At 70.7% G+C, this 21,659-nt stretch carries 17 protein-coding genes; 8 read left to right on the forward strand and 9 right to left on the reverse strand.

Going from position 1 to position 21,659, the window contains the following annotated elements; all coding sequences use genetic code 11:
• The first annotated feature begins 124 nt into the window (after window positions 1–124).
• Window positions 125–1,198: an LCP family protein gene (locus tag Vse01_RS11455; protein ID WP_093401898.1), complete on the forward strand. Its 1,074-nt coding sequence runs from the start codon at window positions 125–127 to the stop codon at window positions 1,196–1,198.
• A gap of 81 nt (window positions 1,199–1,279) precedes the next feature.
• Here the strand turns inward: Vse01_RS11455 and Vse01_RS11460 are convergent, their stop codons facing one another.
• The 6 genes from Vse01_RS11460 to Vse01_RS11485 form a co-directional block, all read right to left on the reverse strand.
• Entirely contained in the window at window positions 1,280–2,761 is a 1,482-nt protein-coding gene (locus Vse01_RS11460) for a sugar transferase (protein ID WP_093402050.1), read from the reverse strand.
• Window positions 2,762–2,912: 151 nt separating this feature from the next.
• A complete protein-coding gene (locus Vse01_RS11465) occupies window positions 2,913–4,022 on the reverse strand; it encodes an endo-1,4-beta-xylanase (RefSeq protein WP_198413117.1) in 1,110 nt (369 codons plus the stop codon).
• 104 nt (window positions 4,023–4,126) lie between these two features.
• Complete coding sequence (locus tag Vse01_RS11470; RefSeq protein ID WP_093401900.1) at window positions 4,127–5,293, reverse strand: polysaccharide pyruvyl transferase family protein; 1,167 nt, start codon at window positions 5,291–5,293, stop codon at window positions 4,127–4,129.
• Window positions 5,283–6,575, reverse strand: coding sequence for a lipopolysaccharide biosynthesis protein (locus Vse01_RS11475; RefSeq protein WP_093401901.1), 1,293 nt, complete (start codon window positions 6,573–6,575; stop codon window positions 5,283–5,285). Before Vse01_RS11475 ends, Vse01_RS11470 begins: the two co-directional genes overlap by 11 nt.
• 73 nt (window positions 6,576–6,648) lie before the next feature.
• Entirely contained in the window at window positions 6,649–7,545 is an 897-nt protein-coding gene (locus Vse01_RS11480) for a glycosyltransferase family 2 protein (protein WP_093401902.1), read from the reverse strand.
• Window positions 7,542–8,906: an O-antigen ligase family protein gene (locus tag Vse01_RS11485; RefSeq protein ID WP_093401903.1), complete on the reverse strand. Its 1,365-nt coding sequence runs from the start codon at window positions 8,904–8,906 to the stop codon at window positions 7,542–7,544. The genes Vse01_RS11480 and Vse01_RS11485 overlap by 4 nt, the downstream gene beginning before the upstream one ends.
• A 455-nt stretch (window positions 8,907–9,361) precedes the next feature.
• Here Vse01_RS11485 and Vse01_RS11490 point away from each other — a divergent pair, with 455 nt between their 5' ends.
• Window positions 9,362–10,204, forward strand: coding sequence for a glycosyltransferase (locus Vse01_RS11490; RefSeq protein ID WP_232511041.1), 843 nt, complete (start codon window positions 9,362–9,364; stop codon window positions 10,202–10,204).
• 23 nt (window positions 10,205–10,227) lie between these two features.
• Here the strand turns inward: Vse01_RS11490 and Vse01_RS11495 are convergent, their stop codons facing one another.
• Window positions 10,228–11,628: a trypsin-like peptidase domain-containing protein gene (locus tag Vse01_RS11495; protein ID WP_139233081.1), complete on the reverse strand. Its 1,401-nt coding sequence runs from the start codon at window positions 11,626–11,628 to the stop codon at window positions 10,228–10,230.
• Between the two features lie 792 nt (window positions 11,629–12,420).
• Between Vse01_RS11495 and Vse01_RS11500 the strand changes: the two genes are divergently transcribed.
• Genes Vse01_RS11500 through hutH form a run of 6 tightly spaced genes read left to right on the forward strand, consistent with a single transcriptional unit; the run spans window position 12,421 to window position 20,262 of the window.
• Window positions 12,421–13,251 carry a MurR/RpiR family transcriptional regulator gene (locus Vse01_RS11500; RefSeq protein WP_093401906.1) on the forward strand — a complete coding sequence of 277 codons (831 nt, stop codon included), beginning with the start codon at window positions 12,421–12,423 and terminating at the stop codon, window positions 13,249–13,251.
• 12 nt (window positions 13,252–13,263) lie between these two features.
• The gene (gene hutU / locus Vse01_RS11505) at window positions 13,264–14,964 is read left to right on the forward strand and encodes a urocanate hydratase (RefSeq protein WP_093401907.1); all 1,701 of its coding nucleotides are present in this window, start codon (window positions 13,264–13,266) and stop codon (window positions 14,962–14,964) included.
• Window positions 14,965–14,973: 9 nt separating this feature from the next.
• On the forward strand, window positions 14,974–16,191 hold the full coding sequence (locus Vse01_RS11510; RefSeq protein WP_093401908.1) for an allantoate amidohydrolase: 1,218 nt from the start codon (window positions 14,974–14,976) through the stop codon (window positions 16,189–16,191).
• Window positions 16,188–17,549 carry a formimidoylglutamate deiminase gene (locus Vse01_RS11515; protein WP_093401909.1) on the forward strand — a complete coding sequence of 454 codons (1,362 nt, stop codon included), beginning with the start codon at window positions 16,188–16,190 and terminating at the stop codon, window positions 17,547–17,549. The genes Vse01_RS11510 and Vse01_RS11515 overlap by 4 nt, the downstream gene beginning before the upstream one ends.
• Complete coding sequence (gene hutI / locus Vse01_RS11520; RefSeq protein ID WP_093401910.1) at window positions 17,546–18,730, forward strand: imidazolonepropionase; 1,185 nt, start codon at window positions 17,546–17,548, stop codon at window positions 18,728–18,730. The genes Vse01_RS11515 and hutI overlap by 4 nt, the downstream gene beginning before the upstream one ends.
• Complete coding sequence (gene hutH, locus Vse01_RS11525) at window positions 18,727–20,262, forward strand: histidine ammonia-lyase (RefSeq protein ID WP_093401911.1); 1,536 nt, start codon at window positions 18,727–18,729, stop codon at window positions 20,260–20,262. The genes hutI and hutH overlap by 4 nt, the downstream gene beginning before the upstream one ends.
• Before the next feature lie 28 nt (window positions 20,263–20,290).
• On the opposite strand, the gene rdgB is transcribed toward hutH, so the two are convergent.
• Entirely contained in the window at window positions 20,291–20,908 is a 618-nt protein-coding gene (gene rdgB, locus Vse01_RS11530; protein WP_093401912.1) for an RdgB/HAM1 family non-canonical purine NTP pyrophosphatase, read from the reverse strand.
• The gene (gene rph / locus Vse01_RS11535; protein WP_093401913.1) at window positions 20,905–21,633 is read right to left on the reverse strand and encodes a ribonuclease PH; all 729 of its coding nucleotides are present in this window, start codon (window positions 21,631–21,633) and stop codon (window positions 20,905–20,907) included. The genes rdgB and rph overlap by 4 nt, the downstream gene beginning before the upstream one ends.
• Window positions 21,634–21,659: the final 26 nt, after the last annotated feature.

Here is a 21,659-nt window from a genome sequence, read left to right on the forward strand (position 1 = left end):
AGAGCCACGATCTGTGGGCGGGACCACGCCACTGCCTATGAGGCGACTCAACCATCATCAGCATGGAGGTGCAGCGCGACCGGCGGGTCCCCGCCGGAAACGTGAAGTCAGTAGCATCTCCGCCATGTCGAGTGGAGAGCAGGCGGGGACGATCTCCCCGGAGCAGACCCTGCCGACGGGGGACACCGACGGTTCGGAGAAGACCGGCGGGTCGGCTGGCAAGCCACGCCGCCGGTGGCTGCGGATCACGCTGATCGTGCTGCTGGTGCTGTCGCTGCTCGGCGTGGGCGCCGTGGTGGCGAGCGGCTTCTATCTCAAGTCCGTCGAGTCCGACATCGAGCGGGTCGACGCGTTCGACGGGGTACCCGAGGAGACCCGCCCTGAGGTCGTGGCGACCGGCGCGGTGAACATCCTGGTGCTCGGCAGCGACTCCCGCGACCCGGAGAACACGGGTGGCTCCCGAGCTGACACGATCATCCTGGCGCATCTACCCAAGGATCGCTCCAGCGCGCAGCTCATCTCCATTCCCCGGGACACTTGGGTCGCCGTGCCCAGGTCGAAGGAGGGCCGCGGTGGTCGCGACGCGAAGATAAACGCGGCCTACGCCTGGGGTGGCGTGCCGTTGATGGTGCAGACCGTAGAGCAGTTCACCAAGGTCCGCGTCGACCACGTGGCGATGGTCGACTTCGCCGGATTCAAGGAGATCATCGATGCTCTCGGCGGTATCGAAATCGATTCGGAGAAGGAGTTCACCTCCATCCACCCGCCGTTCCGCACCTTCCGAAAGGGGACGCAGCGGATGGACGGCGCGACGGCTCTGGACTATGCGCGCCAGCGCAAGCAGTTTCCGGACGGTGACTTCGCTCGTATCAGGCATCAGCAGCAGGTGATCAGAGCCATCATGGAGAAGGCGACCTCAGGTGGCATCCTCACCAACCCGGTGAAGCTCAACTCGTTCCTCCAAGCCACCTCGGACAGCCTGTCTGTCGACCGGAAACTGTCCCTGTTGGACATGGCCACCGAGAACCGCAACCTCCGCAGCGGGAACCTGTTCTTCCTGACCACCCCGACGAAGGGCACCGGCCGGGTCGGCTCGGAAAGCGTTGTCTTCGCCGACGCGGAGCGGTCCCGCGCCCTTTACGAGGCGGTCCGTGACGACTCGGCCCAGGACATCATTGCCCGCGCCGACCGGAAGTGACGGTCCCGCCCCAGCGGGGGACCGCACGGGCGCAGCACCAACCGTTCGGTACGGAACGCCCGGCTCGCAAGGTCGCTGGCCTTAATAGGCACCCCGCCGGTCAAGGACCACCCGGACCGTGTGCCACAGAATGCCCAGGTCGTACACCAACGACCAGTTGTCGACGTAGTGCAGGTCAAGCCGGACCGCGTCCTCCCAGGTGAGGTCCGACCGACCGGAGATCTGCCAGAGCCCGGTGATGCCGGGACGCACCAGGAGACGACGGCGGACATCGCCACGGTAGTCGTCGTCCTCGGTGGGCAACGGACGTGGGCCGACCAGGGACATCTGCCCCATCAGCACGTTGATCAGCTGTGGCAGCTCGTCGAGCGACAGTGCGCGCAGATGACGGCCGATCGGGGTGACCCGCGGATCGTTCCTCATCTTGAACAAGAGGCCGTCGCTCTCGTTGTGTGCGCGCAGAGCCTCCAGCCGCTGCTCCGCGTCCGTGTACATGGTGCGGAACTTCCACACCTTGAACGCCTTGCCCTGGTGGCCGATCCGGGACTGCCGGAACATCACCGGGCCCGGGTCGGTGAACTTGATGGCCAGTGCGATGCCGACCAGCACGGGGCTCAACACGATCAGTCCGAACAGCGCGGCAATCCGGTCGATGAGGCTCTTGGCCAGCAGCGACAGACCGGAGATCGTCGGTTCCTCGACGTTGAGCAGCGGCAGTCCCTCGATCGGCCGGACGTGGATGCGCGGCCCGGTGACGTCGGTCACCTGGGGCACCACCACCAGATCGATGCCGGTTCCTTCCAACTGCCAGGCCAGCTTGCGCAACTCGTACGACTCCAGGCTGGCCGGCCCGCAGACGGCGATGGTGTCCGCCCGCAACTGCTGCACCAACGGCACCAGGTCCCAGCCCACGTACACCGGGACGGGAGCGTTGACCCGTTCTCCCGATCGCGGATACTGCGGCAGGTGGATGGCGACCGGACGTAGCCCGGCGCCCGCGTTGCGGGTGACCACCTCGTGCACGGCCAGCGCGTCGGCCAGCCGCCCGACGAGGAGCACCTTCTGGGAGGCGCGCTGGTTCACGCGGCGAATCCGCCGCAACGCGACCCGGGCCACGATCCGGACGAACACGGTGTAGACAAGCAGGCCCACGATGATGGCGGCGACCGTGGCCCGGGAAACGTCCTTCTTGAAGCCGAGGGCGAGGAAGGAGACCGCTGCGGCCATGGCGATGTTGGCCCGTACCACCCGGTTGAGTTCTTCGGTGCCGCGGCCGAGTGCCCGCCGGTCGTACGCGCCGGCGCCAGCCAGGATCACCAACCACAGCAGCGGCACGCCGATATTGGCCACCAGCACGAAGGCGCTCACCGTGTCGCCGAGCACCCGTTGATCCCAGAACCCGGCGTCGGCGTCCTGAAACAGGGCCACGACTGTCCGACTGGCGGCCACCGCAGCGACGAAATCGAGCACTACCAGGCAGGCTGCGTACCGGCGGCGCCACTTCGCCAGCGGAGCGACCGGCCGGCCGAACACCGAGCGCGGCATGCCGTTGGACGGCGGCATGATCACGCCCAGGTCCGGGTCAAACCTTGCCGAGGGCGCGACGGTCGCCATGATCTGCGTGTGCGCGGACACGTTCTTCCTTTCACCAGCCTCTTACCGAGGCAGCGAGGGCGGCGGGGACGGTCCGCCCTTGGTTTGCCGGACCAGGGGATCAGTCCGGGTTGGGCCCGGCCCTGGTGGTGCCGGCGTGCCGGCTGAGTTCATCGACAAGCGCCAGGTAGGCGGGTTTCGGCGAGAGGTCCGCGTCGAAGAGGCAGGCTGCCCCGTACCCGCGGTGGTAGCCGGGGATCCAGCTACGCGAGTCGGTGAAACCCCACACGGTGAAGGACACGCAGGCGGGCACCGCTAGACAGGAGCTGAGCACCTGCCGATAGACGGCCGCCTGGCGCTTGAGTTTCTCCGATGTCGCCGGAAGCTCGACCCGGACGTCGAGTTCGGTGATCGCTACCGCTACCCCCAACTCCGCAAAACGGCGCAGATTCCGAGTGAGATCGCGAGGCGGTTCGTCCCAGGCGAGATGACTCTGGAAGCCCACCCCGTCCACCGGTACCCCGTCACGGCGCAGGTCTCGGACCAGAGTCAGCAGAGCGTCGGCCTTCCTGGTACGCCTCTCGATGCCGTAATCGTTTATGAACAGCCGGGCTCCGGGATCGGCGGCGTGAGCCCAGCGAAAGGCATCGGCGATGTAGCCGGGCCCCAACTTGCGCAGCCACAGCGTCTCCCGCAGCGAGCCGTCTTCGTCCAGCACCTCGTTGACGACGTCCCAGGCCCACACTCGTCCTCGATACCGCGAGACGACCTCGGTCACGTGGTCCCGCAGTTCCGTCCGGATCCGTTCCGCCGGCCACTCCGGCGACACCCATTTCGGCATGTCGCTGTGCCACACGAGGGTGTGCCCGTACACCTCCTGACCGTGCCGCTCGGCAAACTCGACAAGCTGGTCCGCGCCGGGCCAGGCGTACACGCCGGGCAACGGCTCCAAGTTGCGCCACTTCATGGCGTTCTCGGTGGTCACCGCGTTGAACTCGGTGCCGAGCAGAGTGCTGTAGGCCGGATCCAGGCTGAGGCCGCGACCATCGACAGCCGAGCCGATACGCATTCCCGGGGGCGTCAGTTCCCTGAGCGTCTGACGTCCGGGCGCTGCGGGCTCCGACGCAACCGGCGATGATCCGGCCACTTCGGCCGACTCGCCGCCGCGTGCCTTGACCACCAAGACCAGACCCGTCGCGAAGAGCGCGGCGATCACCAGCACCAGCGACACCAGCAGGATCGGCAGGCGGAGGGACCGAGACCGGCCAATCGGTGTCCGGACCGGATTCGCCGGTGGTGGCCGGGACACGTCGCGGCGGGCCGAGAGTTGGTCAATCACGAGGGGACCGATCCGGGGAGCGCCCAAGGCGCCCGAGTGAAGTTCCATCGGGCCCGCTCGGCGAACTCCTCCCGAGCCAGTCGCGGGGCCGCCTGGTCGGTGAGCATGCCGGCCAGCACCTTTGTCACCTCGACGGAGTCCTCCGGCACCCGAGCGAGTCGCCGCGATTCCGGCTGGCCGATCTCATCCAGGAAGTCGTCGCACTTCTGCTGGTAGGGCACGAGGGCGAACGGAACGTCTGCCAGGTAGGCGAAGACAGCCCCATGCATCCGCATGTGCAGACCGAGGTTGCAACGCTTCATCTCGTCCCAGCACGCTCGGACACCGTCGCGGGCGGTCACCACACGGACATCACAACGCCCGTCGAGGGCACGACGAAGTCGTCCGCTGACCCGTTCGTCTCCATGGACGGGGTGGGTGTTGAAGACGAACACCGTGACGTCCACCGGTTCCCGGCGCACCAGCTCACTCACCCCGTCGATCAGCGCGTCCTCGCGCCGTCGCGCCTGCGGGGCGGCGGCCTCGTAGTCAACACCGAGCAGCGTCACACCGAGTCGCGCCCTGGTGCCCTGCGCCCGTTCGTACCGCTGCCCGAGGCGCTCCCCGAGCGCCTCGGGCAGGAGTCCCGCGAGGTCTCCGGCGGCAACCAGTCTTCCGGGATGTCCCGCACGCCGGAGGAGTTCAGCGGAGGCCTGGTCACGCACCCCGATGAAGTTGATCCGGCGGAGCACCTCCAGCAGACGCCGCTCGGCCGAGGCTGAAAGGAACGGCCCGACGGAGACGCCTACCGCCGCCATCGGATGCCCGGAGAAACGGGAGAAGAGGGAGAACAGTCGCTTCTCGCTGAGCGGCCCCATGTCCCTGAAGACCGAACCACCGCCGAAAACGAGCATCGAGGAGCCACGCAGCAGCATCGCCTTGTTCAGCACCCAGCCCATCCGGTCCGGGACGCTGCGGGACCGGTACCAGCGGGGGCTCATCCCGGTGCTCTCCGGCGGCAGGTCGACCATGGGCGGGGCCGCGAACACGGGTCGCTCGCTGCCCCAGTACGTCCGACTGGCCCAGTCGGTCACCAGGCAGAAGGCGTTGTCGCCGACGTTCTCCATGCCGTAGTAGCCGACGACGAGCGGCCGGCGAGCGGCGGGATCGGCTTCAGGACGCACTCGGACTCTCCCTCGTCAGACGCCGGCGCAAATCGTGCCACGACGGCAGAGCGGCCCCACGCACCACGCGACGCCGGACCGTGACCCAGAACAGCACACAAAGCGCGGCTTCGGCCACCACGGTGGCGAAAGCTGTGCCCCGCACCCCCCACATGGGAGTGGCGACCGCGAGTGCTGCCAGCAACACCAGGGCGCCCGCTCCCTGGTGGACCACCTTGCGCCGGAGCAGACCGCCGCTGGTCAGCAGAGCGGCCACGGCGGCTCCGCCGAAGCGGAAGGGTACGGCCAAGGCCAGCACGGCCAGTACCGCCGCCGTCTCGCCGTACCCGGGGCCGAGCAGAACCGGCAGTAGTTGCCCGCCGAGCGCGACCAGCCCCGCGGCGACGATCCCGAGCGCGAACATTCCCGAGGTGCCGAACCGGTACGCCAGTAGCACCGCGTCCCGGTCACCGTGGGCCCACCGGTGCAGTTTGGCCAGAAAGTACTGCTGGTAGACGACTCGCGGGACGAGGTACGCCGCAGTGATCACCGCCATCGGCACCGCCAGCAGGGCCGCGGCCTCGGGACCAAGCACCTCGGCGGCGACGATGGTGCCGAGATAGATGCCCATCAGGTAGAACACGTTGCCCAGTACGAACGGGGTGGCGGCCGTGACCACCCGGCTCACCGGCACGTCGGAGGTCGCGGCAGGTGCGGTGCCCCGGTGCCCCTCCAGCGGCACCGTACCAGCGACGAACGGTCGCAGCACCACGATGCAGGCGACCACGGTGAGCAGTGCGACGACGGCGTAACCAGCGGCGACGGCCACCGCTGACAGTCCGATGGCCCAACTCGCGAGCACCACCAGCACTCGTCCGACGTGCGGAGCGACCTGAAGCACCGACAGCCCGCGGTAGTCACCGCGCAGCTGTTGCGCCGAAGCCACCAGGGTCAGCCCGACCTGAGCGACGATCACGCTGATGAGCAGCGCGCGGACCGACGTCACACCGGGGCCCGCACTCCCGGCGAGGCTCCACCCGAGCGCTGCGGCGAGCACCCCGACACAGATGCCCGCAACGAGCCGCAGCGATGGACGTATCCAGCGTCTGGCTGCGTGGCCTTCCAGGCCAAACCGTTGCAACCAAAGTTCGGAAACGCCGAAGACCACGAGCGGTGCGGCCAGCGCCGTAACAGCCAGGGCCGCGCTGAACGTACCGAAATCGCTCTGCGGGAGGGTGCGGGCCAGCAGGATCTGCGCGAAGAAGGCGGCAACGGTGACGCCGACCTGACTCAGACCCAGCATGCCCAGGTGTACGAGGATCCGGACGAGCCGGTTCGGTGCCGCACCCGGCCGCGGTGGGTCGCCGGTCAGTCGATCAACGGCCGAGGGTGACAAGCCACTTGCCCGTCTCGCTCAACGTGCGCAGCGCCTTGATGGCCAGCCCCACACCGGGCCACCGCACCGGCCGGTACATTTCGATCAAACGGAACCAGAAGACCAGACCGGATAGCCTGCCCCTGGTCACGTTGCCGTCATGCCGGTAGAACCGGACGATGGGATGGGCCAGGTGACAGGGCTGCACCCCGGATTTCAACGCTCGCAGCATCAGTTCGATGTCCTCGAAGAGCCGGAAACTCTCGTCGTACCCACCAATCCGGTCGAGCAGGTGACGATCGATTGTGGTGCCGGAGTGCTTGAAGGGCAGCCGAGGCCGCGTGAGAACTCCGACCAGCATCCGCCGCGCCGAGGCATATTCGGGGAGCCGAATCAGCCGGTCTGAACCGCGGCTGACCTCGGTGTAGTCGGCATACACCCAGCTTCCGCCCGTCGCGGCGAGCAGCCGATGCAGCTGAGCGAGTGCGTCAGGGGTCAACTCGTCGTCGGAGTCGAGGACGGTGAGGTACCGGCCGGTGGCGGTGCGCAGGCCCAGGTTGCGTGCCTCGGCGATGCCGGTGGGGGGCTGCGTCACCACCCGCACCCGGTGGTCCCCGGCGAGTTTCGCCTCCGCCAGCACCGTCGTCACCGGCGTCCGCGAGCCGTCATCAACGACCACCAGCTCGAAGTCCTCGAAGGTGTTGGCGAGTACGCTGCGCACCGCGTTGACGAGCAACACGGCGCGGTCGCGCACCACGATGCAGACCGTGAAGGTGGGTTGCACCACGGCCGCACCTCGGATTTCGGGGTTCTCGCGCTCCGCCGGATCGCGGGCCAGGTCGCGGCGCTGCTGGTTCTGCTTGTGCCCGCTTACCTGGGCGGGCGAAGACGGCCTCACGCCGCCGTCGACTCGGTCGCGGGCGAGGCCTCTCCGGCATCGTCCTGCTCAACGGGGGCGAGTGCGAGTATCACCATCTGTCCGAAGAAGAAGAGCCAGAGGAAATACGGGTAAGCCAACGGTTTCTGGGTCAAACCGAAGATGACCAGGGCACCGAAGAGCACCATCAGCGCCACCCGGTGCGAGCGGTCCGAGCGGCTCCGGACGACGCGGTACACCGCCACGAGAATCGCCACGGTCACGATCACACCGACGAGTCCCCAGACCACCATCAGTCGCAGAAAGTCGTTGTGCATGTCCCAGGGCTCGTAGCCGAACCCGAACAGCCACACGTCGACCGAGGCACGCCCGAGAATCTCCGCCACGTCGTTCCAGATCGCTCCGCGACCGTGCATGAAGGTGTCGGATCGGACGTTCATGGAACCGACCTCGGTGACGACGACCTCGGCCCTACGCCAGATCGCGTCTCCCCAGAGCATGCCGGCCAGGGCGGCGACGGCGGCGAGTCCACCGCCGACGAGCAGCACGCCCCGTCGGTTCAGGTCGCCGCGGCGGCGCGCCTTGACCAGTGAGCGAACGCGTTGCAACTCGAACGCGGCGACGATCAGCACCAGACACAGGATGGTGAAGCGGTGCAGCGAAACGACCCCCGTGGCGAGGAAGAGCCCGATCAGCCCGTACCGCACTGCGGTCGGTACACCCATCCGTTCGCCAAGGACATAGACAAGAAAGACCGAGAACATCAACAACCGGCCGAGCGACATCGGGTGGAAGTAGCCACCGGAGGCTCGGCCGATCTTCTGCCATCCCGCCAGTTCGAAGTGGAAGGAGTAGGGGATCACCTCGGCGACCTGCAACCAAGCCAGAATGGAGTGCACGATCGCGCCGACCACCACGACTCCCGCGACGAGCGCGAGGCGGCGTACCGGAAACCAGTCCCGGCGCAGCAGCATCAGGCCGATCAGGGCGAGCGGCGCGAACCCGACCAGCAGTCGAACGGCCTCGGCGGGTATCGCACTCGTCGCCTCCTGGGGCGGTCCGTAGATCGAGTATCGCCGAACGTCGAACGCCGCCAACAAATCAGCCCGAGCGTCGACGGCCAGATAGCTCACTGCCGAGAGGACCAGCAGCAACCCGATCCCTGCGGCCATGAACAACAGCGATCGGGGCGGCAGCCGCCGGGAGCCGAGCGCGAAAACAGCAAGAGCGGCCACCATCAGCACGGCTCCCAGGGCGGTGAGCAGCGCTCCGAGGTCGACACCGCCTCCCCGGCCCTCTCCTATGTCGAAGAAGGGCTTGACCGCGACGAGCGCCAGCGCGGCGGTCGCCAAGTTGCGGGCCAGCCGCAGAGGCGGGGGCACCGAACCATTCTGGCGAGGATGCCTGGACCATGGTCTACGGGCCGGAGCGGTCAAGCTTCCCATGCGGGTGCGTCTCCCATCAGTTTCCGCCGCGCTGACGACGGGGACTGTGGAACTCGACATCGACGCCCACTGTGGTCAGCCCCCGCCCGGCCCTGAAAACACGAGGACGATACCAGCGGCCCGCCTGTCCACGGTGTCCCACGGATTCATCCGTACGGCTGTGATAGGCGGCACAGTCAGGACACGCGCTGGGCAAGACGGATACACACGGGCAAACCGTCGCACGGCAGCGCCCATCCCGAAGACTGCGCCGGCATCTGCTTGCGACCGAACGATCCGCTCCGGCAAGCTTGACGGCCGTGCGTGCCGGCAGGTGAACGGGCGCGTGCCCACAACGGCGACCCACCGGCCAGTGTGGCCGGTGACGCCCTGCATCGACGGGTGAGGCTGGTGTGACGAGCCATGAGCGACCGGTGATCAGCGTGGTCATCGCCGCGCACAACGAGGCTGCGGTGATCGGCGGTTGCCTGGACGCGCTGCTGGCCGATGCCGCGTCCGGCGAGCTGGACATCGTGGTGGTGGCCAATGGCTGCACCGACGACACCGCCGAGGTGGCGGCGGCGCGCCCGGGCGTACGGGTGATCGAAGTCGCCGAACCCGGCAAGGCCAACGCCCTCAACCTGGGTGATGCCGCGGCCCGCGGGTTTCCCCGGGTATACCTCGACGCGGACGTGGTCCTCTCCCCCGGCGCACTCCGCGCAATGGCGGCGGAACTCTCCGCCGGTGAGCGGCCACCGTTGGCCGTGACGCCCCGCCGGGCCATGGTGACCGGGGATCGACCGCTCGCGGTGCGGGCCTACTACGCGATCAACACCCGCCTCCCGATCTTCGCCGACGCGCTGTTCGGCAGGGGCGCGATGGCGATCTCGTCCGCCGGCCGGGAACGCTTCGAAAGCTTTCCGGAGCAGATCGCGGACGACCTGTATCTCGACTCGCAGTTCAGCTCGGCGGAGAAACGGGAGGTGACAGCCGCGACGAGCTTCGTGCAGGCGCCTCGGCGCACGCGCGACCTGGTCCGCACCCTCGCACGGGTCCGCGCCGGCAACACCATGCTGCGCGCCAGCCATGACGGGATCCGATCGTCCGTGCCGTCGTCGTGGCTGCGGGATGTCGTGCTTCCTCGGCCGTGGCTCGCGCCCGCGTCGATGGTGTACGTGACGATCACCCTGCTGGCCGCGCTACGCGCCCGTCGACACCCGCGTGACGCCTGGGGACGGGATAACTCCACCCGCTGACCATCCCTGGCCGCAGTTGCCGCTCAGTACGAGGATCGACGGCGCATCACCAGCACCGCCGCGCCAACCAGTCCGACCACCAAGGCACCGCCGAGGCCAGCCAACAGGATTGGCAACAGGTTGGACGACCCGGACGAATCCCGCTCCAGCCGACTCCGGTCGATGGCGTTCTGCCGGTATGCCTGCGCGACAAGATTCGCCGGTGACGCCTCGGCCACCGCGTCGAACTGCGCGATCGCATCGGCACTGCGGCCGGCGAAGAAGGCGTCGAGCCCGCTCCGGTAGGCCCGGTCGGCATCGGTGATTTCGTTCTCGACACCCGTCTCGTTAAGCAGCCCAGCAACGGCGGACACCGGTACCAGGGCTCGGTTGGCACCACCGTTGACCGCTCGATCGTTGTCGATGACTCCAACCACCCGCCCCCGGGTGTCGATGGCGATGCCGCCGTGTGAATAGATGCCGAGGTCATCGTTGACCCTTGCCACCTCTACGGTGCCTTGCCTGCCGGTAGTCGACACCTGGACCTGCTTTGCCTCTACCGTGTAGGTCGCCGCCCGAAAGTCGCTGTCCCCCGTCTGGTAGCCGATCAGCAGCAGAGCCGTGCCCGCGCCGGGCGCCGCCGCCGGGTCAAGCTCCGCCGTGGGCAGGCCGGACTGCGCGAGCTTGACGAGCGCCAGGTTCCCACCGTCCGGCGCGAGGACGTGCTCCAGTTGCGCGGGCACGGCAGGGCTGGCGGTCAAATCGCCTCGCGCGATGTTGAGCTGGGCGAACACCTGCATGGCCGGGTCGACCTCTGGCTGGTCACCCGTGAAGGTGGTGGTTCCCATCTTGCCGCGAACGTAGCCGTCCAGTTCGGTGGCGGAAAGCTTGTCCTGCTCGATGAGGATGCGCCCGAGCGTGTACAGGGCGCGCTCACGGGCGACCTCAGCGCTCGGCTGGACGCACTGACCGTTGGTCACCACATGGCCATCCGCGTTGACAACGAACCCGCTGCACCTCCGCTTGAAGGTCACGGGCGTCGCGCTCAGGGGCACGTTGGACTTGGCTTCACGCACAAATCCGGTGAACACAGCCTCGACGAAGACGAGCGAGGGCGCGGCGATCGCCAGTGCACGCTCCTCCGGACTGTACGGCGGAACCTGCGCCCACGGCTTGATGCCCGGGTTGACCTCAGCCGGGCCGGGGAAATTGCCAGAACCCTCGACCCCGGTCGGTGCCGCCTGCGGCGGCTCGGGGTCGCCCTCACCGGTGAGCGCCCAGACGGCGGCACCGGTACCGACGGCCGCCACCAGTGCGAGCGCGGCGACGGCGGCCCAGAGGCCGGTGCGTCGCTTGGGCCGCGCCGAGGGCTGGATCCGCCGCACCGGCGCGGTGAACGGGTCGAGCCCGAACTCGTCACCAGCCGTTCCAGGGCCGGGCGACATCGGCGCCCCGGAGACTGGGCCCGGGGGGTGCGGCTGAATCGGGGCCGGGCTCGTGGCCCCGCTCCATGGCGGCTGCGTCGTCGCGGAGTTCGGCGCGTTCAGGCCAGGCGCGGGAGCACCTGAGACCGGCTGGGGCCCACCCGACACCGGCTGGGGCGGACCGGAGACCGGCTGAGGGGCCCCGGAGACGGGCTGCGGCGGACCGGAGATCGGCGCAGGCGGGCCGGACACGGACTGCGGGGCACCCGAAACGGGCTGGGGTGGCCCGGACACCGGCGTACCAGCAGGGGGTACTGGTTGGTAATCGACGCCGAGGGCCCGGAACAGCTTCTCCGCCGCCGGCCCGGCCTCCGCCGCGTACGCGACCCAGGGCGCGGCGGCCGAGAAGTCCGCGTACGTGAAAGGCGAGCCACCGGGAGCCTGGGCGAGACTGTTGGCGGTGCCGGCGAAGGCCTCCCGCCAGCCCGGAGTTGCGGCGACCGTGGCGTCGAGCACGGCCACGGTGACGAATCGGCCCTGACCGTCAACGGCGGCCCACGCCTTCCCGACCGGTGACCCACCCAGCATGTGGGTGTACCGGTAGGGACCCTCCGGCTGCATGTCCCACTCCTCTGCTCGACCGCCGACCGGGATCCTATCGGCCCGGCGCTTGCTGCCCAGTGGGCCGGGCCCGCAGCCCGGCGACAGCCGCCATACCCGCAGACCAGATGCCGTCCACATTGGAATAGGCAGATCAGCTTGCCGAATGAAAGTTTTCATGCATAGAGTCACGGGGTGAATGAGGGAGTTGCCATGGCATCGACGGAGCGGGTCGTCGGCCTGTTCGACGGGGTCCGCCTCACCCCGACGCAGCGACGCATCGCGCACTGTCTGGTGCAGCACGCCCCCGCCATCGGCTACCTCTCTGCCGCCGAGGTCGCCGAGCTGGCCGGGGTCAGCCAGCCGTCGGTCACCCGGTTCGCGGTGGCGCTGGGCCACGACGGCTACCCGGCCCTGCGTCGCCGGCTGCGTGAGCTGACCGCCGCCGCGCCCGGTCCGGCCCCCGCCGGCAACGAACTTCAACAGGCGGTACGCGCCGAGATCGGCAACCTGGACCGGCTGGCCGGTCAGTTGGCCGACCGGGAGCGGATCGCCGAGGCCGGACGCCTGCTGGCGGCCAGCCGGCCGCTGCCGGTGCTCGGCCTGCGCTCCGCCGCGCCGCTTGCCGCGTACTTCGCGTACTTCGCCGCCAAGGTGCATCCGGACGTGCGGGTGCTCGACGACGGCGGCAGCCTGCTCACCGACCGCCTCGAACAGGCCGCCGAGGCGGGGGCGCGGGCGCTGCTGGCGTTCGTGCTGCCGCGTTATCCCCGGGAGACCCTGGAGGCGCTGCGCGAGGCCCGCGCGGCGGGGCTGACGGTGGTGGCGATCACCGACTCACCGGTGAGCCCGGCGACCGAGCACGCCGACGTGGTGCTCTCCGCCGCGGTCGGCGCGCAACTCGTGTTCGACCTGCACACCGCTCCGATGACCCTGGCCATGGTGCTGCTCCAGGCGATCTGCGACGCCGCCCCGGCCGAGACCCAGCGGCGGCTGGAGGCGTTCGAAGCCTCGGCGGCCCGTCGACAGTTGTTCCTCGGTTAGGAGGAGTCCGCCATGACCCACGCCGACCAGACCGCCCCCGGGCCCGTCCGGTCCCCACGCGGCCAGGAGCGCAGCGCCCGAGGGTGGCCGCAGGAGGCCGCCCTGCGGATGTTGATGAACAACCTCGACCCCGAGGTCGCCGAGCGCCCCGACGACCTGGTGGTGTACGGCGGCACCGGCAAGGCCGCCCGGGACTGGCCGTCGTACCACGCCCTGGTGCGGACGCTGACCGAGCTACGGGACGACGAGACGATGCTGGTGCAGTCGGGTCGCCCGGTCGGCGTGCTGCGTACCCACGAGTGGGCGCCCCGGGTGCTGCTGGCCAACTCGAACCTGGTCGGCGACTGGGCGACCTGGCCGGAGTTCCGCCGCCTGGAGCAACTCGGCCTGACCATGTATGGGCAGATGACCGCTGGCTCGTGGATCTACATCGGCACCCAGGGCATCCTCCAGGGCACCTACGAGACGTTCGCCGCCGTGGCGGCGAAACTCGCCGGTGCTGCCCGCGGCGACGGGCAGCCGGGCAGCGACGGCACCCTCGCCGGCACGTTGACGCTCACCGCCGGCTGCGGTGGCATGGGCGGGGCCCAGCCGCTCGCGGTCACCATGAACGGCGGTGCCTGCCTGATCGTGGACGTGGACCGCGGCCGGCTGGCCCGCCGGGCGCACGACCGCTACCTGGACGAGATCGCCGACGACCTGGACGACGCGGTCGCGCGGGTGCTCGCCGCCAAACGGGAGCGCCGGGCGTTGAGCGTCGGTGTCGTCGGCAACGCCGCCACCGTCTTCCCGGAGCTGCTGCGCCGGGGCGTACCGGTCGACATCGTCACCGACCAGACCAGCGCCCACGATCCGCTGTCGTACCTGCCGGAGGGGGTGGAGCTGGTTGACGCCCGGGAGTACGCGACGGCCAAGCCGGCCGAGTTCACCGACCGGGCCCGGGCGTCGATGGCCCGGCACGTCGAGGCGATGGTGGGTTTCCTCGACGCGGGCGCGGAGGTCTTCGACTACGGCAACTCGATCCGGGGCGAGGCCCGGCTCGGCGGGTACGAGCGCGCCTTCGACTTCCCCGGCTTCGTGCCGGCGTACATCCGGCCGTTGTTCTGCGAGGGCAAGGGGCCGTTCCGGTGGGCGGCGCTCTCCGGCGATCCCGCCGACATCGCCGCCACCGACCGGGCGATCCTGGACCTGTTCCCGGAGAACGAGTCCCTCGCGCGGTGGATCCGACTGGCCGGCGAGCGGGTCGCCTTCCAGGGGCTGCCCGCGCGCATCTGCTGGCTCGGTTACGGCGAGCGGGACCGCGCTGGCGTACGGTTCAACGAGATGGTCGCCTCGGGTGAGCTGAGCGCGCCGGTGGTGATCGGCCGCGACCACCTGGACTGCGGCAGCGTGGCCAGCCCGTACCGGGAGACCGAGGCGATGGCCGACGGCTCGGACGCGATCGCCGACTGGCCGCTGCTCAACGCGCTTGTCAACACCGCCAGCGGGGCCTCCTGGGTCTCCATCCACCACGGCGGCGGGGTCGGCATCGGCCGGTCCATCCACGCCGGTCAGGTCTGCGTGGCCGACGGCAGCGCGCTGGCCGGGCAGAAGATCGAGCGGGTGCTGACCAACGACCCGGCGATGGGCGTCATCCGGCACGTCGACGCCGGCTACGAAGACGCCCGCGAGGTGGCCACCCGGACCGGCGTCCGCGTACCGATGGCGGAGTGAGGAAGGCCCTTGTTGACACACACGGTGCAGGACGGACCGCTGCTCGACAGGTTCCGCGAGCTGTGGGGACAGATCGCCCCGATCGGGCGGGACGCGCACAGCGGCGGCTACCTGCGGTACGCGCTGACCGAGCCGGAGCTGCGGCTGCGGGAGTGGTTCCGGGCGCAGGCCGACGAGCGGTCCATGCCGGTGACCGAGGACGGCAACGGCAACCTGTTCGCCTGGTGGGGTGATCCGGAGGCCGGGGACGCGATCCTGACCGGCAGCCACTTCGACTCGGTGCCGCACGGCGGGGCGTACGACGGTCCGCTCGGCATCGTGAGCGCCTTCCTCGCGGTCGACGAGCTGCGCGCCGCGGGCGTTCCGCCCGTCCGGCCGCTGGCGGTGGCGGCGTTCGTGGAGGAGGAGGGCGCCCGGTTCGGCGTACCGTGCCTGGGTTCCCGGTTGCTCACCGGCGCGCTGGACGTCGAGCGGGCGGCCGGGCTGCGCGACACCGGCGGGGTGAGCTTCGCCGAGGCGCTGGGCGACCGGCCGGCGGGTGCCCGGCCGGAGCTGCTCGGCCGCTTCGCGGCCTTCGTGGAGTTGCACGTCGAGCAGGGCCGTGCGCTCGTCGAACGGGACGCGCCGGTCGCGGTCGCGAGCGCCATCTGGCCGCATGGCCGCTGGCGCTTCGACTTCACCGGTGAGGGCAACCATGCCGGTACGACGCGGATGGCCGACCGCAGAGACCCCATGCTCACGTACGCGTTCACGGTGCTCGCCGCCAACAAGGAGGCCCGGCTGCGCGGTGCCCACGCCACAGTCGGTCGGGTGGCGGTGGAGCCGAACGCCACGAACGCGATCCCGTCCCGGGTGACCGGCTGGCTGGACGCCCGCGCGGCCGAGCCGGACACTCTGGCCGGCATGGTCGAGGCGGTGCACGGCAAGGCCGCCGAGCGGGCCCGGCGCGACGGTACGCAGGTGACGCTGACCGAGGAGTCGGCCACCCCGCTGGTGGCCTTCGACGGCGGGCTGGCCGACCGGTTGGCCGGGCTGCTGGACGCGCCGGTGCTGCCCACCGGGGCGGGGCACGACGCCGGGGTGCTCGCCGCCCTCGTACCCACCGCGATGCTCTTCGTCCGCAACCCGACCGGGGTGTCGCACTCCCCCGCCGAATCGGCCACCGACGCCGACTGCGCCACCGGGGTGACCGCCCTGGCCAGGGCGCTGGAAGAGTTGCTCCGATGAGTGCCACCCGTTGGCTCGCGGAGTACGCCTGGCTGCCCGGAGAGGCCGCGCCGACCCCGGACGTGCTGATCGAGACGGTGCACGACCGGATCACCGGCGTCACGGCGCTCGCGCCCGACGGTGGGCCCGACGCCGGGGTGGACGTGCTGGCCGACGCGGTGCGGCTGCCGGGGCTGACCCTGCCGGGGCTGGCCAATGCGCACTCCCACGCGTTCCACCGGGCGCTGCGCGGGCGTACCCACGCCGGGCGGGGCGACTTCTGGAGCTGGCGCGACCAGATGTACGCGGTCGCCACCCACCTCGGCCCCGACTCCTATCTGGCGCTGGCCCGGGCGGTCTACGCCGAGATGGCGCTGACCGGGATCACCTGCGTGGGTGAGTTCCACTACCTGCATCACGGGCCGGGCGGCAGCCCGTACGCCGACCCGAACGCGATGGGCGCGGCGTTGGTCGAGGCGGCGGCCCAGGCGGGGATCCGGCTGACCCTGCTGGACACCTGCTACCTGACCGCCTCGGTGGACGGTCGGCCGCTGACCGGGCCGCAGCAGCGGTTCGGTGACGGCGACGCGTTGCGCTGGGCGGAGCGGGTCGACGCGTTCACCGCGGACGGTGGGCACGTGCGTCTCGGTGCCGCGGTCCACTCGGTACGGGCGGTGCCGGCCGATCAGCTCGCCACCGTCGCCGGTTGGGCGCAGCGTCGCGACGCGCCACTGCACGTGCACCTGTCGGAGCAGCCGGCCGAGAACGACGCCTGCCGGGCGGTGCACGGGTGCACGCCGACGCGCCTGCTCGCCGAGCACGGGGTGCTCGGCCGGGCGACCACGGCGGTCCACGCCACCCATCCGACAAGCGCCGACGTGAGTCTGCTCGGCGACAGTCGTACCGGCGTCTGCCTCTGCCCCACCACCGAACGGGATCTCGCCGACGGTATCGGTCCGGCCCGTCGGATGGCCGACGCCGGCATCCCGCTCAGCCTGGGCAGTGACAGCCACGCCGTGATCGACCTGTTCGAGGAGGCGCGCGCCGTCGAACTGGACGAGCGGCTACGCACCCGCAAGCGGGGCCACTTCACCGCGGCGGAGCTGTTGACCGCCGCGAGCAGCGCCGGGCACGCCGCGCTGGGCTGGACCGACGCCGGCCGGATCGCCGTCGGTGACCGCGCCGACCTGGTCACGGTGCGGCTGGACAGCGTCCGTACGGCCGGGGTGGCCCCGGCGGGCGTCTGGTTCGCGGCGAGCGCGGCCGACGTCGCCCAGGTGGTGGTGGACGGTCAGGTGCTGGTCCGCGACGGCCGGCACGTACGCGTGGACGTACCGCAGGAACTGGCCACGGCGATCACGGAGGTGACCACCCCATGAGCAGCCTGCTGGTGGATGACATTGGTGAGCTGGTGACGAATGTGGCCGGCGCGGGCGGGCCGCTGGGGGTTCGGCGACGGGCCGCGGTGCTCGTCGAGGACGGCGAGGTGGCCTGGGTCGGCCCGGCGGCCGACGCACCGGCAGCGGACCGGCGGATCGACGCCGCCGGTGCGGCGGTGCTGCCCGGGTTCGTGGACAGCCACGCCCACCTCGTCTTCGCCGGGGACCGGGCCGCCGAGTTCGCCGCCCGGATGGCCGGCGAGCCGTACACCGGCGGCGGTATCCGCACCACTGTCGGCGCCACCCGGGCCGCCTCCGACGGCGAACTGCGGGCCACCGTGCGCCGGCTGCACGCGGAGGCGCTACGCCAGGGCACCACCACGATCGAGATCAAGAGTGGGTACGGCCTCACCGTCGCCGACGAGGCCCGCTCGCTGCGGATCGCCACCGAGGTCAGCACGGAGACCACGTTCCTCGGCGCGCACGTGGTCCCGGCCGAGTACGCCGCCCGTCCGGACGACTACGTGTCGCTGGTCTGCGGGCCGATGCTGGCCGCCGCCGCGCCGTACGCCCGCTGGATCGACGTGTTCTGCGAGCGGGGAGCCTTCGACGCCGACCATGCCCGGGCGATCCTCGCCTGCGGGCAGGCCATGGGGCTCGGGGTGCGGGTGCACGCCAACCAGCTCGGCCCCGGCCCGGGCGTGCGGCTCGGGGTGGAGCTGGGGGCCGCCAGCGTGGACCACTGCACCCACCTGACCGACGCCGACGTGGACGCGCTGGCCTCGACCACCACGGACGACGGGCAGTCCGCCACCGTCGCCACCCTGCTGCCGGGTGCCGAGTTCTCCACCCGCTCGCCGTACCCGGACGCCCGTCGCCTGCTCGACGCCGGGGTCACCGTGGCGCTGGCCACCGACTGCAACCCCGGCTCGTCGTACACCTCGTCGATGCCGTTCTGCATCGCCCTGGCCGTACGCGAGATGGGGATGACCCCGGCGGAGGCGGTCTGGGCCGCGACCGCCGGTGGCGCGCGGGCGCTGCGCCGCGACGACATCGGGGTGCTGCGTCCCGGTGCCCGGGCCGATCTGATCATCCTCGACGCACCGTCCCACCTGCACCTGGCCTACCGGCCCGGGGTGCCACTCGTCCGCCAGGTTCTGCACAACGGAGTACCGCGATGACCGTCACCGTCCAGCCCACCGGAATCACCCCCGCCGACGTGCTCGCCGTGGCGCGGGGCGGCGTCAAGGTGGTCCTCGACCCGGCCACCGTCGAGGCGATGGCCACCAGCCGGTCCATCGTGGATGGCATCGAGGCCGCCGGCCGTCCCGTGTACGGCGTGTCGACAGGTTTCGGGGCCCTGGCCAACACGTTCGTCGCCCCCGAGCGCCGAGCCGAGTTGCAGCACGCGCTGATCCGGTCACACGCCGCCGGGGTCGGCGCGCCGATGCCCCGGGAGGTGGTACGGGCGATGATGCTGCTGCGGGTCCGCTCGCTGGCGCTCGGCCATTCCGGGGTACGGCCGCTGGTCGCCGAGGCCCTGGTGGACCTGCTCAACCACGAGGTCACCCCCTGGGTACCCGAACACGGCTCGTTGGGTGCCTCCGGGGACCTGGCCCCGCTGGCGCACTGCGCGCTGGTGCTGCTCGGCGAGGGTTGGGTGCTCGGCCCGGACGGCGGGCGGATGCCTGCCGTCGACGCGTTGCGCCGGGCCGGCCTCGCCCCGGTGGAGCTGGCCGCCAAGGAAGGGCTGGCGTTGATCAACGGCACCGACGGCATGCTCGGCATGCTGCTGCTCGCCATCGACGACGCCGCCCACCTCTTCACCATGGCCGACGTCACCGCCGCGCTGGCGATCGAGGCGATGCTCGGCTCGGAACGGCCGTTCCTACCGGAACTGCACGCCATCCGTCCGCATCCCGGGCAGAGTGTCTCGGCGGCCAACATCCACCGGTTGTTGCAGGACTCGGCGGTGATGGACTCGCACCGCGACGACCTGGCCCACGCGGTGCAGGACGCCTACTCGATGCGCTGTGCGCCGCAGGTGGCCGGCGCGGCCCGGGACACCCTGGACTTCGTCCGGACGACCGCCGCCCGGGAACTGGTCTCGGTGGTGGACAACCCGGTGGTGCTGCCCGACGGTCGGGTCGAGTCGACCGGGAACTTCCACGGCGCGCCCCTGGGCTTCGCAGCGGACTTCCTGGCCATCGCCGCCGCCGAGGTCGGCGCGATCGCCGAGCGTCGGGTGGACCGGCTGCTCGACGTCACCCGGTCCCGGGACCTGCCGGCGTTTCTCTCCCCCGACGCCGGGGTCAACTCCGGGCTGATGATCGCGCAGTACACGGCCGCCGGGATCGTCGCCGAGAACCGCCGGCTGGCCGCACCGGCCTCGGTGGACTCGCTGCCCACAAGTGGCATGCAGGAGGACCACGTCTCGATGGGCTGGGCGGCGACCAAGAAGTTGCGTACGGTGCTGGACAACCTGACCAGCCTGCTCGCGGTGGAACTGCTCGCCGCCGTACGCGGATTGCAGTTGCGGGCGCCGCTGGCTCCGTCGCCGGCCGGGCGGGCGGCGATCGCCGCGCTCGGTGAGGCCGCCGGCGAGCCCGGTCCCGACGTCTTCCTCGCTCCGCTGATGGAGGCCGCCCGCGCCGTGCTGGCCGGCCGCGACCTCCGCACCGCGATCGAGCAGGAGGTCGGCACCCTCGGCTGACGCGAAGGCCGACGCCGAGGCGGGCGACTCAGGCGGCCGGCGGGAGCACCTTGGCGACCAGGGCGGCCAGCTCGCGCAGCGCCTTGCCACGGTGGCTGATCGCGTCCTTCTCCTGTGGGGTCAGCTCGGCGTTGGTGCGGTCCTGGCCTTCGCCGAGGAAGATCGGGTCGTAGCCGAACCCGCCGTCGCCGCGCGGGGCGCGCAGCAGCCGACCCGCCTGCCGGCCGTCGACCAGGTGTTCCTTACCTCCGGGCAGCACCAGCGCGACGGTGCAGACGAAGGAGGCGCCCCGGTGCTCGTCCGGCACGTCGCCGATCTGGTCGAGCACGAGTTGGAGGTTGGCCTGGTCGTCACCGTGCCGCCCGGCCCAGCGGGCGCTGAACACGCCGGGCATCCCGTTGAGCGCGTCGACCGCCAGCCCGGAGTCGTCGGCGATCGTCGGCAGCCCGGTACGCCGGCAGCCCTCCCGGGCCTTGATCAGCGCGTTCTCGCCGAAGGTCAGCCCGGTCTCCGGCAGCTCCGGGTACGCCTCGACGTCGTCGAGCCCGATCAGCGCCACCCGGTGCGCGCCCAGCGCCCCGTCCAGGATGCGCTGCAACTCGATCAGCTTCTTCTGGTTCCGCGTGGCGAGCAGCACCTTGTTCATGGGAGTAGCGCCTTCCGCTGGGCTTCGGCCAGGTCCAGACAGCCGACCACGGCCAGGTCGAGCAGGGCGTCGAGCTGTTCGCGGGCGAAGACGCCGGCCTCGCCGGTGCCCTGCACCTCGACGAAGTCGCCGGTGCCGGTGCAGACCACGTTCATGTCGACCTCGGCGGCTACGTCCTCGTCGTAGCACAGGTCCAGGCGCGGCTCGCCGGCAACGACGCCGACACTCACCGCCGACACCGATCGGTGCATCACCTTCTCCGGCTTCCCGGTCAGGGCCTTGCGGGCGGCGAGCCAGTTCACCGCGTCGTGCAGTGCCACGTAGGCGCCGGTGATCGCGGCGGTCCGGGTGCCGCCGTCGGCCTGCAGGACGTCGCAGTCGAGCACGATCGAGTTCTCGCCGAGCGCCTTGAGGTCGATCGCGGCGCGCAGGCTCCGGCCGATCAGCCGGGAGATCTCGTGGGTACGCCCACCGACCCGGCCCTTGACGCTCTCCCGGTCCGACCGGGTGTTGGTGGCCCGGGGCAGCATCGCGTACTCAGCGGTGACCCAGCCCAGCCCGGAACCACGACGCCAGCGCGGCACCCCCTCGGTGACGCTCGCGGTGCAGAGCACCCGGGTGCCGCCGAATTCCACAAGCACCGAGCCTTCGGGATGGGTGCTCCAACCGCGGGTCAGGGTCACCGGTCGAAGTTGGTCGGGTCGCCGCCCGTCAGGTCGCGCCATGCCTGCACCCTATGTGGTGCGCTGAT

It is taken from the genome of Micromonospora sediminimaris (assembly GCF_016863575.1).
Classification (GTDB): Bacteria; Actinomycetota; Actinomycetes; order Mycobacteriales; family Micromonosporaceae; genus Micromonospora; species Micromonospora sediminimaris.

Bases quoted from the DNA above. Each gene is read 5' to 3' on its own strand.
- Vse01_RS11455 (WP_093401898.1), top strand. From the start codon at position 125: ATGTCGAGTGGAGAGCAGGCGGGGACGATCTCCCCGGAGCAGACCCTG.
- Vse01_RS11460 (WP_093402050.1), bottom strand. From the start codon at position 2,761: ATGCCGCCGTCCAACGGCATGCCGCGCTCGGTGTTCGGCCGGCCGGTC.
- Vse01_RS11495 (WP_139233081.1), bottom strand. From the start codon at position 11,628: ATGTCGCCCGGCCCTGGAACGGCTGGTGACGAGTTCGGGCTCGACCCG.
- Vse01_RS11475 (WP_093401901.1), bottom strand. From the start codon at position 6,575: ATGCTGGGTCTGAGTCAGGTCGGCGTCACCGTTGCCGCCTTCTTCGCG.
- hutH (WP_093401911.1), top strand. From the start codon at position 18,727: ATGACCGTCACCGTCCAGCCCACCGGAATCACCCCCGCCGACGTGCTC.
- Vse01_RS11515 (WP_093401909.1), top strand. From the start codon at position 16,188: ATGAGTGCCACCCGTTGGCTCGCGGAGTACGCCTGGCTGCCCGGAGAG.
- hutI (WP_093401910.1), top strand. From the start codon at position 17,546: ATGAGCAGCCTGCTGGTGGATGACATTGGTGAGCTGGTGACGAATGTG.
- rdgB (WP_093401912.1), bottom strand. From the start codon at position 20,908: ATGAACAAGGTGCTGCTCGCCACGCGGAACCAGAAGAAGCTGATCGAG.
- hutU (WP_093401907.1), top strand. From the start codon at position 13,264: ATGACCCACGCCGACCAGACCGCCCCCGGGCCCGTCCGGTCCCCACGC.
- Vse01_RS11500 (WP_093401906.1), top strand. From the start codon at position 12,421: ATGGCATCGACGGAGCGGGTCGTCGGCCTGTTCGACGGGGTCCGCCTC.
- rph (WP_093401913.1), bottom strand. From the start codon at position 21,633: ATGGCGCGACCTGACGGGCGGCGACCCGACCAACTTCGACCGGTGACC.